Source organism: Kitasatospora sp. NPDC032121 (genome assembly GCF_055580145.1).
Window position 1 is genome coordinate 147,287 of record NZ_JBVILX010000003.1, and the last position, 15,324, is coordinate 162,610.

Below are 15,324 nucleotides of genomic sequence, written 5' to 3' on the forward strand. Positions count from 1 at the left end.
GGGCGGCACCTCGGACGAGGACGGCCGGGCGCACCCGACTAGGCTGGGCCGCGAGATGAGACGAAAGAGCCGCCGCCCTGCCTCCCCCCTCCCACAGCGCAACGGCGTGGACCCGGTGCACCTGCGGCTGCCGGCCGAGGGTCCCTGGCCGACCGTTCGCGCCCACCTGGTCGAGCGGCTGCCGGCCGTGGCGGCCGAGCGGATCGACGCGGCGTTGCACGGGCGGGAGATCGTCGGCGAGGACGGGCCGGTCGCGCCCGACGCGCCGTTCCGGCCCGGCGCGCACCTGTGGTTCTACCGGGACCTGCCGGACGAGGTCCGCGTCCCGTTCGACCTGGAGGTGCTGCACCGGGACGATCACCTGGTCGTCGTCGACAAGCCGCACTTCCTGGCCACCACCCCGCGCGGCAGGCACGTCGTCGAGACGGCCCTCTCCCGGCTGCGGCACGCCCTCGACCTGCCCGCGCTGAGCCCCGCCCACCGGCTCGACCGGCTCACCGCCGGCCTGGCCATGTTCGTGGTCAGGCCGGAGGACCGCGGCGCCTACCAGACCCTCTTCCGCGACCGGCTGGTCCGCAAGGAGTACCGGGCCGTCGCCCCCTACGACCCGGCGCTGAACCTGCCGCGCACCGTCCGCAGCCACATCGTCAAGGAACGGGGCGTGATCGCGGCCCGCGAGGTCGACGCCCCGCCGAACAGCGAGAGCCGGATCGATCTGCTCGACCACCGCGACGGCCTCGCCTGCTACCGGCTCCGCCCGCTCACCGGACGCACCCACCAGCTGCGCCTGCACATGTGCGGGCTCGGCGTGCCGATCCTCGGCGACCCGGTGTACCCGGTGGTGCTGCCCGAACCGGCTCCGGACGACTTCCGCCGCCCGCTCCAGCTCCTCGCCTCCGCTGTCGAGTTCACCGACCCGCTGACCGGCCGCGAGTGCCGCTTCGAGAGCCGCCGCACCCTGTCCGCCTGGACCGACCCGGAGAGCTGGGCTCTCGGCGCGTCCTAGGTTCGGCGAACGACGGGCCCCTGGGCCCGGTGGCCGGTCCGCCGTCCGGCCCCGTGGCGCGATCGCGGGGCCGTGAACGCGGCACTGCCCACCGCTCCGCACTCCTCGGGAGTCTCGCGGGCCCCGGGTGCCCGCGAGACCGGCTCACGACCGTGATCACAGGAAGTCGAACGCCGGGATGCCGACAGGGTCAGGCCCGGACACCGACGCGGTGCCCGTGGCGGTGTCGACCGTGCTGCCGCTGCCGCTGCCGCCGCCGACCCGTTCCGGACGCCGACGATCCGGACCGGCCGGCTCCGAACCCGGAGGCATCCGAGGACGAGGACGAGTCGGTCTCGTCCGACTCTTGGTCGGAGCCTTCCGGCGCTGAGGCCAGCACGTCGATCCGGCCCATCTGGCCGTGCGAGGAGTGCACCAGGTGGTGGCAGTGATAGACGTACTGGCCCGGGTAGTCGCCCCAGGTCATGGCGATCCGGACGGTCTCGCCCGGATGGATCGGGACAGTGTCCTTCAACCCGGCCTCGGCCGGGCCGACCGGCTCCCCGTCGCGGTCCAGCACCCGGAACCGCACCAGATGGGTGTGGAAGGAGTGGGGGGCGTGGAAGACCCCGGCCGGCCGGCGGGTGAGGTGATTGTGGATCGTCCAGATCTCGCTGGAGCCGAGGGTGGTCCGCACGTCGGTCCGGTCCGGGTCGTACTTGCGCCCGTTGATCCTGGTGTCCGGGAAGGTCGTCAGCCAGAACTCCCGGTGCACCGTCGCCTCCGGGACCGGCGGCAGGGTGGCCAGGACGTCCGGGATCCGGCTACGGTCCTCGGCCTCCCGGGTGATGTCGAAGCGCAGCACCTCGGACCGCTCGCTCTCCAGCGCGGCCGTGTTCTCCAGCACCACCGATTCGCCGACCGGGTAGCGGGCGAAGTCCACCACGATCTCGGCGCGTTCGGCGCCGGCCAGGGTCAGTTCCTCCAACTGCACCGGCCCGGCGAGCAGCCCGCCGTCGGAGGCGATCTGGGTGAACGGCTCGCCGTCGGCGAGGCGCAGCGATATGTGGCGGTTGGGTGAGACGTTGAAGACCCGCAGGCGGTACTTGCGCGCCGCCACCTCGAAGTAGGGCCGCTCCTTGCCGTTGACCAGCATGTGCGGGCACTCGTACGGGTCGGTGTAGACCAGCCTGCCGTCCGTCTCGATCCGGGCGTCCCGGATCAGCAGCGGGATGTCGAACTCGCCGCTCGGCAGCGGCAGGCCGCTCTCGTGCGGGTCGCTGATCAGGTAGGCGCCGGCCAGACCGCGGTAGACGTTCTCGGCCTCCAGCTGGTGCGCGTGGTCGTGGTACCAGAGCGAGGCGGCCACCTGTTCGTTGGGGTAGCGGTACTCGCGGGTCTCGCCGGGCTCGACGAGGTCCATCGGCAGGCCGTCGTACCGCGACGGCACATTGCCGCCGTGCAGGTGGACGGAGGTGTGCACGCTCAGGTCGTTGGTCTGCTGGACCACCACCTCCCGGCCCTTGACCGCCCGGATGGTCGGCCCGGGGAAGCAGCCGCCGAAGGTCCGGACGGTGGTCAGCAGCCCCTTGACGATCTCCACCTCCGTCTCGGCCATCCGCAGCCGGTACAGGTCCGAGGAGTCCGTCCGCGACACCGGACTCAGCACCGGGGGCACCCGCATGGCGTGCTCGAAGGGGACGATCCGGGCGGCCCGCCCCCTGGGCCCCGACCTGGCCGGACCGGCCGGCAGTGCGGCCGGCGCGGCATGGGCCGGGCTCGGTGTGAGGCCCCAGGGGAAGAGGGCAGCCACAGGGCCGCCTACGGCGGCGGCCCTGAGGAGGTCTCGTCGGTTCAGCATCCTCGGTTTCTCCGTCCAGGACTCGGCGGTCGGTACGCCGCCAGCAGGTGGTCGCCGGTCGTGGCGTCCGTCCGCCCCGCCCAGCGGCTGCTGCGCCCACGACGGTGCACGGCCGGGCGCGGATCGTGGCAACAGCGCTGCGCTCCGTCACCGCCCCTCGGGCTCAGTATCAGTGAGCTTCGTGCGCTCCGCATCGCGACCGAACCTGCCGGGAACCAGGGCGCCCCCCTCGGGACGGCCGGCGGCCACTTGGCGGGGGCGGGGGGAGCCCCGGGTGCGCTCCCGGCAGCCGGCCGCGCTCGTCGGGCATGGCCGAGGCGTGCCACCGGCGCCGGTCGGTCAGGCGGTGGCCGGCACGGCATTGGTGGCGGCGACCGCGGGGCGGACCGCTCTGGCCAGGGCCACGGCATCGCCCTCGGCCCAGATGTGGGTGAAGAAGAGGCGCGGTTCGTCCGTCAGACCGTGGTTGTGGAGTTCGACCAGGTCGATACCGCCCCTCCGCAGCGCCGCGTGCGCCTGCTGGACCTCGGCGGCGACCATGGAGAGATCGCCGCTGAGCGCGGCCCGTCCCCCGCCGAGCGGCTGGAAGTTGAAGGCCGAGGTCGCGCCCAGGCCGGTCGGCAGGACGTGCCCCTCCTCCATGATGGTCTCGCGGCGGACGAAGATGCAGGCGTAGACGTCCTCGCTGCTCGTGCCCTTGGCGCCCAGCGCGGCATCGATGCCGGCGGTGTCCAGATCGAGGGGGCGGTGCGGGTGGGGCCGGGGCGGGTGGGGCGGTGGAGTGCCGGTGGAGTCGAGCGCGGTCCGCAGCCCGCGGGCCAGTGCCGCGGCATCATGGCCGTGTGCGCAGACATGGGTCCACCAGACGTCAGGAGTCTGGGCCGGCAGGTGTTTGTGGATGGCGGTCTGGGCGATCCCGTGGGCATGGAGGGCGTCGGTCAGGGCCGGCAGTTCATCTGCGGTGACCACCAGATCGCCCATCAGCAGCGTGCCGCCGTCGTCGTACCGGGCGAAGGAGACGTGCGAGCCCAGTGCGAGCCCGGTGCTGACGACGACGCCGCGGCTGACCACGTGCAGGTCGTGCCGGGGGAAGGGCGTGTGGTGGTAGGTCCCGCGGATGAGCCTGCCCGGCCGGCCGAGAGCCCGCACGACGTCGACCCAGTCCGCCTCGGTGGTGGGCACCGGGGTGGGCACCGGCACGGCCGGTTGACCACCGCCGGGAGCACGGGCCATAGCCGACTGTACGGCGGTGTCACCTCCCAGGCCGACCAGCACCGACGCCAGCCCGGCCGCCGCCAGCAGCGGCCGTCGTGGGACAGTGGCGGGAATACTTTTCCCGGGCGTTCCGTCTCCGATCTTCACAGGCACACCTCCAGAGCCGAAGGCAAACACAGGAGTCGGTCCCCGCGTTGTTGCCATGGCGGTGCGCCGGCACCGGACCCCGTCCGGATCGACCGGTCGGGGTACGCCGGCGGCCGGACGGGCGGCCGGATGGAGGAGCGGGGGCACGGGACGGTAGCCACCCGACAGCGCCACCCGGCACCCTGGGCGACCGGCCCGGCCCCGGAAGGTGGAGCGCTCTCCTTCGCGCGTCAGGAATCGGACGATGCCCAGGTGCCCAGGGACATCTCGGCGGTGATACCCGGGCCGAACCCGGCCAGCAGCCCGTGGTGGCCGTCGAGAGCCGACCTCTCGTCGAACATCCGGGCCAGGGCGTCGAGCACGACCGCACTGGCGATGTTGCCGTACTCGGTGAGGGTGGCCCGGCTGAAGCGGAACGCCTCGGACGGCACCTCCAGGAAGTGGCTCAGGTCGTCCAGGATCCGTGGGCCGCCGGCGTGGACGATGTAGAAGTCCAGCCTGCCCACGTCCCACTGGTGCTGCTCCGCCACCGCACGCAGGGCCGGGCTGAGGGGCTCCATCGTCCCCGGCACCCGTCTGTCCAGCTGGAAGTGGAACCCGGTGGAGCGGACCGCGTAGGAGATCCACTCCTCGGTGTGCGGGATGAGGTAGGAGCCGTTACGCTCCAGCCGGATCCCGGTCCCGCCCTCGCCCCGGACCACGGCGGCGGCGACCCCGTCGCCGAACAGGCCGTTGGACAGCAGCGATCCCACGCCCAGGTCGGTGGGCTGGTAGCACAGCGAGCAGAACTCGCAGGCCACGATCAGCACGTTGGCGCCCGGGTAGGCCGAACAGAAGTCATGGGCCCGGTTCACCGCCGCACCGCCGGCCGCACAGCCCAGTTGTGCGATCGGCAGCTGCCGGGTCTCCGGCCGGAAGCCCAGCTTGTTGATCAGCCACGCCGTGAGCGACGGCATCATGAAACCGGTGCACGACACATAGATGATCAGGTCGATCTGTGACGGCTCCACTTGGGCATGTTCGAGGGCCCTGACCACGACCGTCGGGACGCGGGCCCTGGACTCGGCCTCGAAGACGGCGCTCCGCTCGTCCAGCCCCGGGTGCTTCAGCACCACGTCGATGGGTTGGATCAGATGCCGCTTCCGCACTCTGGTGTTCTTGATGAGGCGCAACGCCAGATCGAGCTGGGGATGGTCGTGGTGGAGTCGGCGTGCCAGTTCGAGGGTTTCCTCGTTGGTGATGACGTGCTCTGGCACAGCTATCGCCGGTTTACACAGAACGGCCATGGGACTGCCTCCTGACGGGCGGAGTTCCCGGTGAGCCCTCGGCCGGGCGGGGAGTTCATCACTCGACGGCAGCCGCTGCGAGCCGGACGCGTCGAGACGGCGCGGCGGCGGGATTCACCGGGGGGCCCAACAGCACGGCGGACGAGCCGGCAGGGCGAGGATCGGATGCTCGCCGTGCGGGCGGTCGTGTCGGCCGCGAGCTGGTTCGAGCCACATCACCCCAATGTACGGAAGGTGGGTTCGCCGCGCACGTCGGCCCGCGCACCTCCGAGGTGCGCGGGCCGACGTGCGCGGCGATGCCGGAAGCGGGGTCGCGGCAGGCCGGCGCCGGAGCGTGGGGGCACCGTCACCAGGTGACGGGCAGCGCCAGCGGATAGCGCCAGATCGACGTGGTGTTCCACGCCAGCTCCGCGGCCGGCTTCGCCAGGGCGATCCTGGGGAAGCGGTCCAGCAGGGTCCCGAGGGCGACTTCGAGTTCGGTGATGGCCAGCGGTTGGCCGAGGCAGTGGTGCGCGCCCCAGCCGAAGGTCATGTGGGAGGGGCTGGTCCGCTCCAGGTCCAGCTCGTCAGGCCGGTCGAATTTGCGGCCGTCCCGGTTGGCGGTCAGGTAGGAGACGTGCACGATGTCCCCCGCCGGGATCGTCACCCCGCTCAGCTCCACGTCCTCAAGGGCCACCCGGGGGATGCCGACGCCCTTGCGGAAGGGGATGAAGCGCAGCATCTCGTGGATCACCTGGGTGAGCATCTCGGGCCGCTCGCGCAGGACGGCGCGCACGTCGGGCCGGGTGAGGATGGTGTACGAGAGGTTGCCGAGCTCGTACGTCGTGGTGTCCTGGCCGGTGATCAGCAGGACCATGGCCATCACGGTGAGTTCCTTCTCGTCGAGGACCTCGTCGCCGTCGCGGGCCGTGGCCAGGGCGCTGATCAGGTCGTCACCGGGGTTCCTGCGCCGTTCGGCCGTCAGCTCGGCGAAGTACGCCCGCAGGTCGGCTTTGGCCCGCACCGCGTCCGGCTTGTTGGCCAGGCCCACGTTCATCATCGTCCGGGCGTTGGCGCGCAGTTGTGCGCTGTCGGCCTCGGGGATCTCCAGGACCTCGCAGATCGTGATCAGCGGGAGCGGGTGGGCCAGGTGCTCCATGAGGTCGGCCGGGGAGCCCTGGTCCCGCATGCGGTCCAGCAGCTCGTCGACCACGTGCTGGGTACGGTCCCTCATCCGCTCGATGTGGTCGGGTGTGAAGCCCTTGGACACCAGGCTGCGCAGGCGGGCGCTGGCAGGCGGGTCCATGACGTTGATCGCCTCGGCCTGGACGATCGGCTCGGGAGTCATGCGCGGAAAGTCCCGGCCGACGACGGCGTGCCGGCTGAAACGCCGGTCGGTGGTCACCGTACGCACGTCGTCGTACCCCGTGACGAGCCAGGCCGCCCCCTCGCCGTAGGGGAGGCGGATGCGGCTGACCGGTGCCTCGTTCATGAGCTGCCGGAGCGTCGGGTCGAACTCGAGGGCCTCGGCGAAGTCGAACGGGCAGTTCCGTGGGCTGGAGTCGGTGGACATGCGGACCTCCAGGTCTGGGCCGTGCAGGCCGGATGGGAAGGTGGATGGAACGGGCGGAGCACCGGTACCCGCTCGGTCGGCCGTACACACCGGTGGACGCGCGGGACCGCCGGTAATTCATCCGGGCTGATCAGCGGCAGGAGCGCCGGTACCCCGCGGACGGCGATCCGACAGCGGACGATCCGGCGATCACGGCCGCCGGGCACGGCGTCCCCGTCCGGCCGACCCGGCCCGGGCGGCCCTGCCCTCCACGCACGATGTCGCCCTGGCCGCCGGGCGCCGGCCCGCCGCGGCATCGACCACGTCCTGCACCGGTCTCGGCGGCGCCGCCGACGCCGACACCAGGCCCGCACCACCCGCGCAAACGCCGAGGCCACAGTCCTGGAACCGAACCCCGTCACGTGGGACACCGTCGCAGTACTAGGCCCAACGGACGACGGGGTCCCCGGCCCGGTGGCCGATCCGCCGCCCGAGCCCGCGGCGCGATCGTGGGGGCATGAACGCAGCACAGCGCACCGCCGCACCGCACGCCGCCCCCGTCGCCCTGGTCACCGGAGCCTCTCGCGGCCTCGGTCTGGCCCTCGCACGCGCCCTCGCCGCCGACGGCTGGCAGCTGGTGATCACCGCCCGGGACGCGGCCGGACTCGCCGCCGCCGAGGCCGAACTGGCCGTCGTCACCAAGGTCGTCGCCCTGTCCGGCTCCGTCGTCGACGACGACCACCGCGCCCACCTGACCGAGGCCGCCGAGCGGCTCGGCGGCGTGAGCCTGCTGGTCAACAATGCCGGAACGCTCAACGGCGCCCCCGGCCCCGGCAGGGAGCCGCTGCCCCGGCTGGCCGACTTCCCGCTGCCGGACCTGTTGGAGACCTTCGAGGTCAACGTGCTCGCCCCGATCGCCCTCACCCAGCTCGTCCTACCCCAGCTGCGCGCCCACGCCGGCGCCGTGCTCAACATCAGCTCCGACGCCGCCGTGGTGCCCTACCGCGGCTGGGGCGGCTACGGCGCCAGCAAGGCCGCCCTGGACCTCGCCAGCGGGGTACTCGCCCGGGAGGAGACGGAGTTGCGGGTCTGGGCGGTGGACCCGGGGAACATGCGCACCCGGATGCTCCAGGAGGCCAGCCCCGGCGAGGACATCTCCGGCGAGCCGCTGCCCGAGCAGGTGGCGCCGGTCCTGCTCGGCCTCCTGCGCGACCGCAGGCCCTCCGGGCGCTACCGCGCCGCGGACCTGGCCGCTCCGTCCGCGGACCTCGCCGGCCCCGCCGCAGACCCGGCCGTCCCCGCCGAGGACCGGGGCGGGCGATGACGGCACCCACCGACCTCGACCCCGCCGACCTCCCCCTCGGCTCCGACCTCGTCGTCCCGCCCGAACTCTCCGCCCGCGCACCGGCCGAGGCGCGCGGCACGGCCAGGGACGGCGTCCGGATGCTGGTCGGCCGGCGCGCCTCGGGCGGAGTCGAGCACCGCCGCTTCACCGACCTGCCCGAGGTGCTGCGACCGGGGGACCTGCTGGTGGTCAACAACTCGGCCACCGTACCCGCCGCGCTGCCCGGCCGGCTGCCCGACGGCACCCCGGTCGTGCTGCACCTCTCCTCCGCCCAGCCGGACGAATCAGGAGCCCACCTGGTCGAGTTGCGTCGGGTGGTGCCGGGGGAGGCGGCGGCCCACTACCCGCCGGAGGAGTCGCCGGCCCGCCCGGGTCTGCCGGTCTCGCTGCCCTCGGGCGGCGCGGCGGTGCTGACCCGGCCCTTCACCGCCCGCCTCTGGCGTGCCGAACTTGCTCTGCCCGTCCAGCTGTTGCCGTACCTTGAGCTGCACGGCCGGGCGATCCGGTACGGCTACGTGGACCGTGACTGGCCGATCGAGGCCTACCGAACGGTCTTCGCCACCGTTCCCGGCAGCAGTGAAATGCCCAGTGCCGCCCGCCCGTTCAGCTCCGAGGTGGTGGCCCGGCTGGCCGGTCGGGGCGTGCTCCTCGCGCCGGTCACCCTGCACACCGGGGTGTCCTCGCCCGAGGCCCACGAGGCACCGTACGCCGAACGGTTCCACGTCCCGGCCGCCACCGCCCGCCTGGTCGGCCACGTCCGGGCCGGGGGCGGCCGGGTGATCGCCGTCGGCACCACCGTGGTCCGCGCCCTGGAGTCCGCCGTCGCCCCGGACGGAACCGTCCAGGAGGCCCGCGGTTGGACGGAGTTGGTCATCACACCGGAGCGCGGCGTGCGCGCCGTGGACGGCCTGCTCACCGGTTGGCACGAGCCCCGGGCCTCCCACCTGCTGATGCTCGCCGCCGTCGCGGGCCGCCCGCTGCTGGCCTCCTGCTACCGCGAGGCGGTCCGACACCGCTACCTGTGGCACGAGTTCGGTGACGTCAACCTGCTGCTGCCGGACTGATCCGGGCCGCTCACCACGGGCGGGAACGGGCCGGCGGCCGTCGCGGCGGCCCGACGTCCCTCCGTCGTTCAGGAGGCCGTTCACGCGGGCGGCCGTTCACGCGGGAAGCCGTTCACGAAGGCGGTGTGACCCCCGGGGGCAGCTCCAGCTCGAACCAGACCACCTTGCCGTCCTGGGTCCGGCGGCTGCCCCAGCGGTGCGCGAGCTCGTTGACCAGGTGGATGCCCCGCCCGCCCTCGTCCTCGCTGCGGGCGCGGCGGATCCGCGGCACCTCGGGCTCCTGGTCGGCGACCTCGACGGTGAGCACCCGGTTGCAGTACAGCCGCAGCTGGGTGGGTGATCCGGCGTGCACCAGGGCGTTGGTGATCAGTTCGCTGGTGAGCAACTCGGCCCAGTCGGTGAGTGCTTCGAGCCCCCAGGCGGCCAGCGTCTCGCGGGTGAAGCGGCGCGAGTGGGCGACCATCGCGTGGTCGCCGGTGAGCGGCAGGGTGGCGATCCGGTCCGCGCCGCGCGGGCGGACCTGCGCCATGATGACGGCGATGTCGTCCTCGCCGGTGGTCTCGGTGAGCCGGGTCAGGACGGCGTCGCAGGTCTGCTCCAGTGAGCCGCGCCGGTCGGCGACGGTCCGGCAGAGCAACGCCAGCCCTTCGTCCAGGTCCTGGCCGCGGCGTTCGACCAGCCCGTCCGTGTAGAGGGTCAGGATGCCCTCCTCGGGGAGGGTGAACTCGGCGCTCTCGAAGGCGACTCCGCCCACCCCCAGGGGGGTGCCGGACGGCAGTTCGACCAGGCGCGCCCGCCCCTCGGTGTCGGCGACCACGGGCGGCAGGTGCCCGGCGCTTGCCGCGGTGCAGCGGCGGTCCACCGGGTCGTACACCACGCAGACGCAGGTGGCGAACTGTCCCTCGCCGACCGTCGCGGTCGCCTCGTCCAGCCGGTACAGCACCCGGGCTGGCTCCAGGTCGAGGGTGATCAACGTCCTTGCGGCGGTTCGGAGTTGACCCATGGTTGCGGCAGCCCGGATGCCGTGGCCCATCACGTCGCCGACGATCAGTGCGACCCGCCCGGAGGACAGCGGCACCACGTCGAACCAGTCGCCGCCGACCTCGCTGACCACGCTGCTGGGCAGGTAGCGGTAGGCGATCTCCAGGCCGAGGGTGCGGTGCACCTCCTGCGGCAGCAGGCTGCGCTGGAGGGTCAGCGCGGTGTCCCGCTCGCGGCGGTAGAGCCGGGCGTTGTCGATCGCCAGCGCGGTGCGGGCGGCCAGTTCCTCGGCCAGCGAGCGGTCCGCCGGCCCGAACGGCGCCGGGTTGCGGGTGCGGACGAACTCCGCGCCGCCCAGCACGTGTCCGCGTGCCACCAGCGGCACCATCAGGTACGAGTGCACCCCGGCGTCCAGGCTCGGCTGCACCCGGTCCGGCGAGGCGACGATCCGGCGCAGCTCCTCCTCGGTCACCTCGGCGACCAGGATCGAACGCCGGGTGCGCAGGCTCTGCGCGTACAGGTCGGCCGACTCCGAGGTCTCGCCCACCAGGTCGGCCGCCCCCTGCAGGTTGCCGTCCTGGCCGGTGCCATCGACCGCCACCGTCCGCATCAGCACCGGGCCCGCCGCCGGGACCGCCCCGGGCTCCTCGCCGCTGAGCAACGCCTCGCGCAGGTCCACGGTCGCGAAGTCGGCGAAGCGCGGGAGCACCACCTCCACCAACTCCCGGGCGGTGCGGTGCAGATCGAGCGTCGTGCCGATCCGGTTGCTGGCCTCGTTCAGCAGCGACAGCCGCTGCTGGGCGGCCCAGGCCTCGTCCAGCGCCCGCTGCCGGGCGGCGGCCGCGTCCCGCTCGCGGGTGAACAGCAGCGCGTTGTCGATCGACACGGCCGCCCGCACCGCCAACTCCCCGGCCAGCGCCACGTCGTCCTCCTCGTACGGGCGCTCGACCAGGGTGCGGTAGAAGCCCGCCACGCCGACCGCGGCGCCGCGCGCGATCAGCGGGACCACCATGAACGACAGCACGTTCTGCTCCCGTACGGCCGCGGTGCGCACCGGGTCCTCGGCGAACCAGGCCATCCCCTCCTCGTCCATCCGCGGCACCAGTACCGGCCTGCGGTGGGCCAGGCTCCACGCGTACGGCGAACCGGGCAGGAAGCGGTGCAGATTGCCGGTGCGATTGATCGGCGCCATGGTCGAGCCGGGCACCGAGTGGAAGGCCATCCGCCGCAGCAGCGCCGAACCGTCCGCCGGGGCGGTCGCCTCGCGCTCGCCGCGGACCAGATCCTCCAGCACCTCCACCACCACCGTGTCCGCCAGCGTCGGCGTCGCCACCTCGGCCAACTCCTCGGCGGTCTGGGCGAGATCGAGCGTGGTGCCGATCCGGGCGGAGGCCTCGTTGACCAGCGCCAGACGCTCCTGCGCGGCCTTGGCCTCGCGCAGCGCCTGCTGCCGGGCCAGCACGGTCTGGTGCTGGCGCAGGTACAGCCGGGCGTTGTCGAGCGCGACGGCCGCGCGCGAGGACAGCTCGTCGCCGAGCGTGATGTCCGCCGCCGCGAAGGACTCCCGCGCGCCGCGCCGCGAGTACACCACCATGCCGAGCGTCGTCCCGCGTGCCACCAGCGGGGTGATCCGCACCGAGCGCGGGCGGTCGCCGAGGTAGGCCTGGCGGTGGCTCTCGTCGATGCGCTCGCCCAGCATCGGCAGCTCCCAGGACGGCACCACCACCGTGCGCCCGCCGGTCAGCGCCCGGGCGTACGGGGAGTCCGGCAGCAGCTCGTACACGGCGTCCAACGGCAGCGCCCCGGCCGGGTAGAGCGCGTCGGCGGAGGCGATCGCCAGACGGCGCACCCGCACCGGGGCGTCCGGCGCGGGCGGCTCGACGCTCAGGCCGGCCACCAGCTCCTCCAGCCCGAACACCGCGCTGATGTCGGCGACCCTCGGCACCATCGCGTCGACCAGCTCCCGGGCGGTCTGCCGCAGGTCCAGCGTGGTGCCGATCGAGGCGGTCGCGTCGACCAGCAGCGACAGCCGCTCCTGGGCGCGGGCCGCCCTGGCATCGGCGTGGAACCGCTCGGTGATGTCGATGACCGTGGCGCACACCCCGAGCACCCGGCCGCCACGGTCCTTCAACCGGAAGTAGGAGGCCGACCAGGCGTGGTCGTGGTTCGGGTCACCCGGGGTGCGGCCGTGCGCGAGGTCGTCGACCACCGGCTCGCCGCTCTCCAGCACCCGGCGCATCACCGCCTCGGACTCGGGGCCGTTGATCCTCGGCAACACCTCGGTGAGCCGCCGGCCCAGCGGTTCCTTCGTGCCCAGGCCGTTCGCCTCCGCCAGCGCTTCGTTCAGCCGGACGAACCGCAGATCGGTGTCGAACACCGCCATGCCGACCGGGGACTGGGTGAAGAACCCGTCCAGCAGGGCCAGGTCGGCCTGGAGCCGGTGCAGCGTGGTCACCTCGGAGGCGATCGCCAGCACCATAGGGGCGCCGCCCGGGCCGCGGATCGGATGGGTGCGGAACTCCAGGTTCACCAGGTGCCCGTCCCGGTGCCGCACCGGGAACACCCCGGACCACGACCGGCCCGCCAGGATCTCCTGGAACAGCCCGAGCACCTCCGACCGCTGCTCCTCGGCAGCCAGCAGCGTCGCCGCCCGGGCACCCACCGCCTCCTGCGCGGGGTGTCCGAGCAGCGCCTCCGCGTCACTGCTCCAGTGCAGGATCCGCCCGTCGGCGTCGATCAGCGCCGTGGCGATCGGCACCATCAGCAGGGCGTCCTGCTGCGGCTGCCCCGCGCGCTGCGCGTAGTCGTCCACCATGGCCAGAGAACCGTCCCAGAAACCGTCCGGAGATCGTTCCCACCAGCCCTGCCATCTTCGCACGCGGCCCCGGGCGACCGCTCACCGTGGCAGCAGCCGCTCCAGGAGGAACTCCTGCCACCGCTCGGGTTCGGCCCGCAGCGACTGGACCAGGTAGCGCCCGGGCGGCACCTCGACGATCAGGTACTCGCCGCTCTCCAGGGCGTCCGTACCGTCCTGGAACACGTCCACGAGCAGGTACCGCCCGGCGGCCAGCTCGAGGACCGGCCCGTCCTCCCAGATCCCGGAGCGCAGCGCCTCACGCACCAGCGGCCGGACGGCGTCCGAGCACTCGGCGAACAGCGGCCGCACGAACACCCGCTCCTCCGCCAGCCACCCGACCGGCAACGGCTCCCCGCCCAGCACCAGCACGTCCCCGTGCCCGGGCACCGGATGGCCGACCGCGTACTCCGCGGCCGCGTCCACCACCGCCTCCTCGCAGCCCGTCCAGCCCTCGACCGCACCCTCGGGACACAGCACGAAGAACCCCGAGTCGGTCCCGTCCAGCCAGCCCTGCTCCACCGTGATCACGCGGGCATCCTCGCACGTCACCGCCACCACGGGCCTGGCCTGGCCTGCCCGGGCCGGGCAGGGCAGGGCCGGTGGCAGCACCGACGGCGGGGCCCTACGGGGCAGGGGAGCGGGTGGGTACCGCAGACCACGGAGCGGCCCGACTCCGGGGCCCGAGCGTCGGCGGGGGCCGCCGGCGCTCGGGCCGACGACCCCGACCAGGGGGTGTCCGTCACCGGGTGAAGCGCACCTCCGGGTTGGCGGTGCTCGGGCCGTCGAGCAGCGGCTGCGGGACGCCCTTCAGTTGGAGGTCGAGGAACGCCCCGACGTACTGCCGGGTCAGGGCGACGGCGCGCTGACCGGCGATGGTGGTGTCCGGGCCCTTGGGGATGCCGAGCCCGTCGAAGAAGATCGGGAAGTCGGTGAAGCTGCCGTGGTCGGTGCCGTCGATGGTCAGCCAGCGCTTCCAGCCGTCCAACCGGGGCCAGCTCTTGATCCAGCTGTCGTCCTCGGCGCCGTCGGGGATCGGGTGGCCGACCATCAGGTACGGCTTGCCGCCGATGCCGGACTCGGGCACCAGGTAGTCCATGCTGCCGTCCAGGTCCACCCCGGCCCGGATGCGGTCGTCGCTGAGCAGGGCCGGGACGGTGGCGGCGCCGCCGGCGGAGTGCCCGGCCATGGCGATCCGGTCGCGGTCGATCAGGCGGGCGTAGCGCCAGGCCGGGTGCGGGCGGTCGGTCAGCTGGTCGATGACGAAGGAGACGTCCTTGGCCCGGCTCGCGTCCAGGCCCGCCCAGGCCTCCTGGGTCCTCAGTTTCCCGCACAGGTCGCAGGGGAGCGTCCGCCCGTCGGGGAAGGTGGTTCCGGTGTTCTCGTAGGTGTGGTCGACCAGTGCGACGACGTAGCCGCGGCTGGTCAGGTCCTCGGCGAGGCTGCTGAGCGAGGCCCGGGGCATGGTGAAGCCGGGCGACAGGACCACCAGCGGGTAGTGGCCGCCCTGTGGGCGCGCCCCGGTCTCGGCCCACGTCCGGGTGCCGGACACGGCCTCGGTCGGGATGGTGTTGCCCGGCAGCTTCCCGTCGAGCAGCGCCCGGGCGGCGGCGGGTGTCATGTACGGGGCGGGGGTGCCCGTCCCGGCGTGCGCGGGGTAGTACATCGAGACCATGAGCTGGCGCGGACCGGCGGAGGGCACCCACGGGTCCGGACGGGTCCGGTCCACCAGGTGCAGGACCTCCTGCCCGACCGCGAACGGCCCCGTCGGGCGGGGGAGTTCGATCCGGGTGGCGACCTGGCCGGTCGGTGCGGCCGAAGCGGTGGCGGTGGCGGTGGCGGCGGGCGGCGCGGCCAGGGCGGGCGCGGCAGCGGCGACGGACAGTGGCAGCGCGAACAGCAGGGCCGCCGCGGCGGCGGTCGTACGAAGTCGGCTCATGTCAGTGACGGTAGGCGGTGGGAAAGGGAGTTGACCTCCACTCAGCGGTGTACTGATCCCTTCCGGGATGGGGCCATGGCGCCCCTTAGGGGTGGCCTTGGGGAGCGGCGGCTCAG

Annotated in this window: 10 protein-coding genes; 3 read left to right on the forward strand and 7 right to left on the reverse strand. The window is 73.3% G+C overall.

Going from position 1 to position 15,324, the window contains the following annotated elements:
- Nucleotides 1-55 precede the first annotated feature (55 nt).
- Nucleotides 56-1,006 carry a pseudouridine synthase gene (locus ACZ5OX_RS11710; protein ID WP_465629738.1) on the forward strand — a complete coding sequence of 317 codons (951 nt, stop codon included), beginning with the start codon at nucleotides 56-58 and terminating at the stop codon, nucleotides 1,004-1,006.
- A 190-nt stretch (nucleotides 1,007-1,196) separates the two neighbouring features.
- Here the strand turns inward: ACZ5OX_RS11710 and ACZ5OX_RS11715 are convergent, their stop codons facing one another.
- From ACZ5OX_RS11715 to ACZ5OX_RS11730, 4 genes are all read right to left on the reverse strand, one after another.
- The gene (locus ACZ5OX_RS11715) at nucleotides 1,197-2,846 is read right to left on the reverse strand and encodes a multicopper oxidase family protein (protein WP_465629739.1); all 1,650 of its coding nucleotides are present in this window, start codon (nucleotides 2,844-2,846) and stop codon (nucleotides 1,197-1,199) included.
- Nucleotides 2,847-3,185: 339 nt separating this feature from the next.
- Nucleotides 3,186-4,046 (reverse strand): DUF1259 domain-containing protein, encoded by an 861-nt coding sequence (locus tag ACZ5OX_RS11720; RefSeq protein ID WP_465629740.1) that lies wholly within the window; start codon nucleotides 4,044-4,046, stop codon nucleotides 3,186-3,188.
- Nucleotides 4,047-4,438: 392 nt separating this feature from the next.
- On the reverse strand, nucleotides 4,439-5,494 hold the full coding sequence (locus ACZ5OX_RS11725) for a type III polyketide synthase (protein ID WP_465629741.1): 1,056 nt from the start codon (nucleotides 5,492-5,494) through the stop codon (nucleotides 4,439-4,441).
- Nucleotides 5,495-5,840: 346 nt separating this feature from the next.
- Nucleotides 5,841-7,046: a cytochrome P450 gene (locus ACZ5OX_RS11730; protein ID WP_465629742.1), complete on the reverse strand. Its 1,206-nt coding sequence runs from the start codon at nucleotides 7,044-7,046 to the stop codon at nucleotides 5,841-5,843.
- Between the two features lie 496 nt (nucleotides 7,047-7,542).
- On the opposite strand from ACZ5OX_RS11730, the gene ACZ5OX_RS11735 reads away from it, so the two are divergent.
- Nucleotides 7,543-8,349, forward strand: a complete 807-nt coding sequence (locus ACZ5OX_RS11735; protein WP_465629743.1) for an SDR family NAD(P)-dependent oxidoreductase — start codon at nucleotides 7,543-7,545, stop codon at nucleotides 8,347-8,349.
- A complete protein-coding gene (locus ACZ5OX_RS11740; protein ID WP_465629744.1) occupies nucleotides 8,346-9,434 on the forward strand; it encodes an S-adenosylmethionine:tRNA ribosyltransferase-isomerase in 1,089 nt (362 codons plus the stop codon). The genes ACZ5OX_RS11735 and ACZ5OX_RS11740 overlap by 4 nt, the downstream gene beginning before the upstream one ends.
- A gap of 112 nt (nucleotides 9,435-9,546) precedes the next feature.
- Here ACZ5OX_RS11740 and ACZ5OX_RS11745 read toward each other — a convergent pair whose 3' ends face one another.
- The 3 genes from ACZ5OX_RS11745 to ACZ5OX_RS11755 all read right to left on the reverse strand — a co-directional run bounded on the left by ACZ5OX_RS11745 (nucleotide 9,547) and on the right by ACZ5OX_RS11755 (nucleotide 15,208).
- Nucleotides 9,547-13,230 (reverse strand): SpoIIE family protein phosphatase, encoded by a 3,684-nt coding sequence (locus ACZ5OX_RS11745; protein WP_465629745.1) that lies wholly within the window; start codon nucleotides 13,228-13,230, stop codon nucleotides 9,547-9,549.
- An 81-nt stretch (nucleotides 13,231-13,311) separates the two neighbouring features.
- Nucleotides 13,312-13,800, reverse strand: coding sequence for an Imm21 family immunity protein (locus ACZ5OX_RS11750; RefSeq protein WP_465629746.1), 489 nt, complete (start codon nucleotides 13,798-13,800; stop codon nucleotides 13,312-13,314).
- 211 nt (nucleotides 13,801-14,011) lie between these two features.
- The gene (locus tag ACZ5OX_RS11755) at nucleotides 14,012-15,208 is read right to left on the reverse strand and encodes an alpha/beta hydrolase family protein (RefSeq protein WP_465629747.1); all 1,197 of its coding nucleotides are present in this window, start codon (nucleotides 15,206-15,208) and stop codon (nucleotides 14,012-14,014) included.
- Nucleotides 15,209-15,324 lie beyond the last annotated feature (116 nt).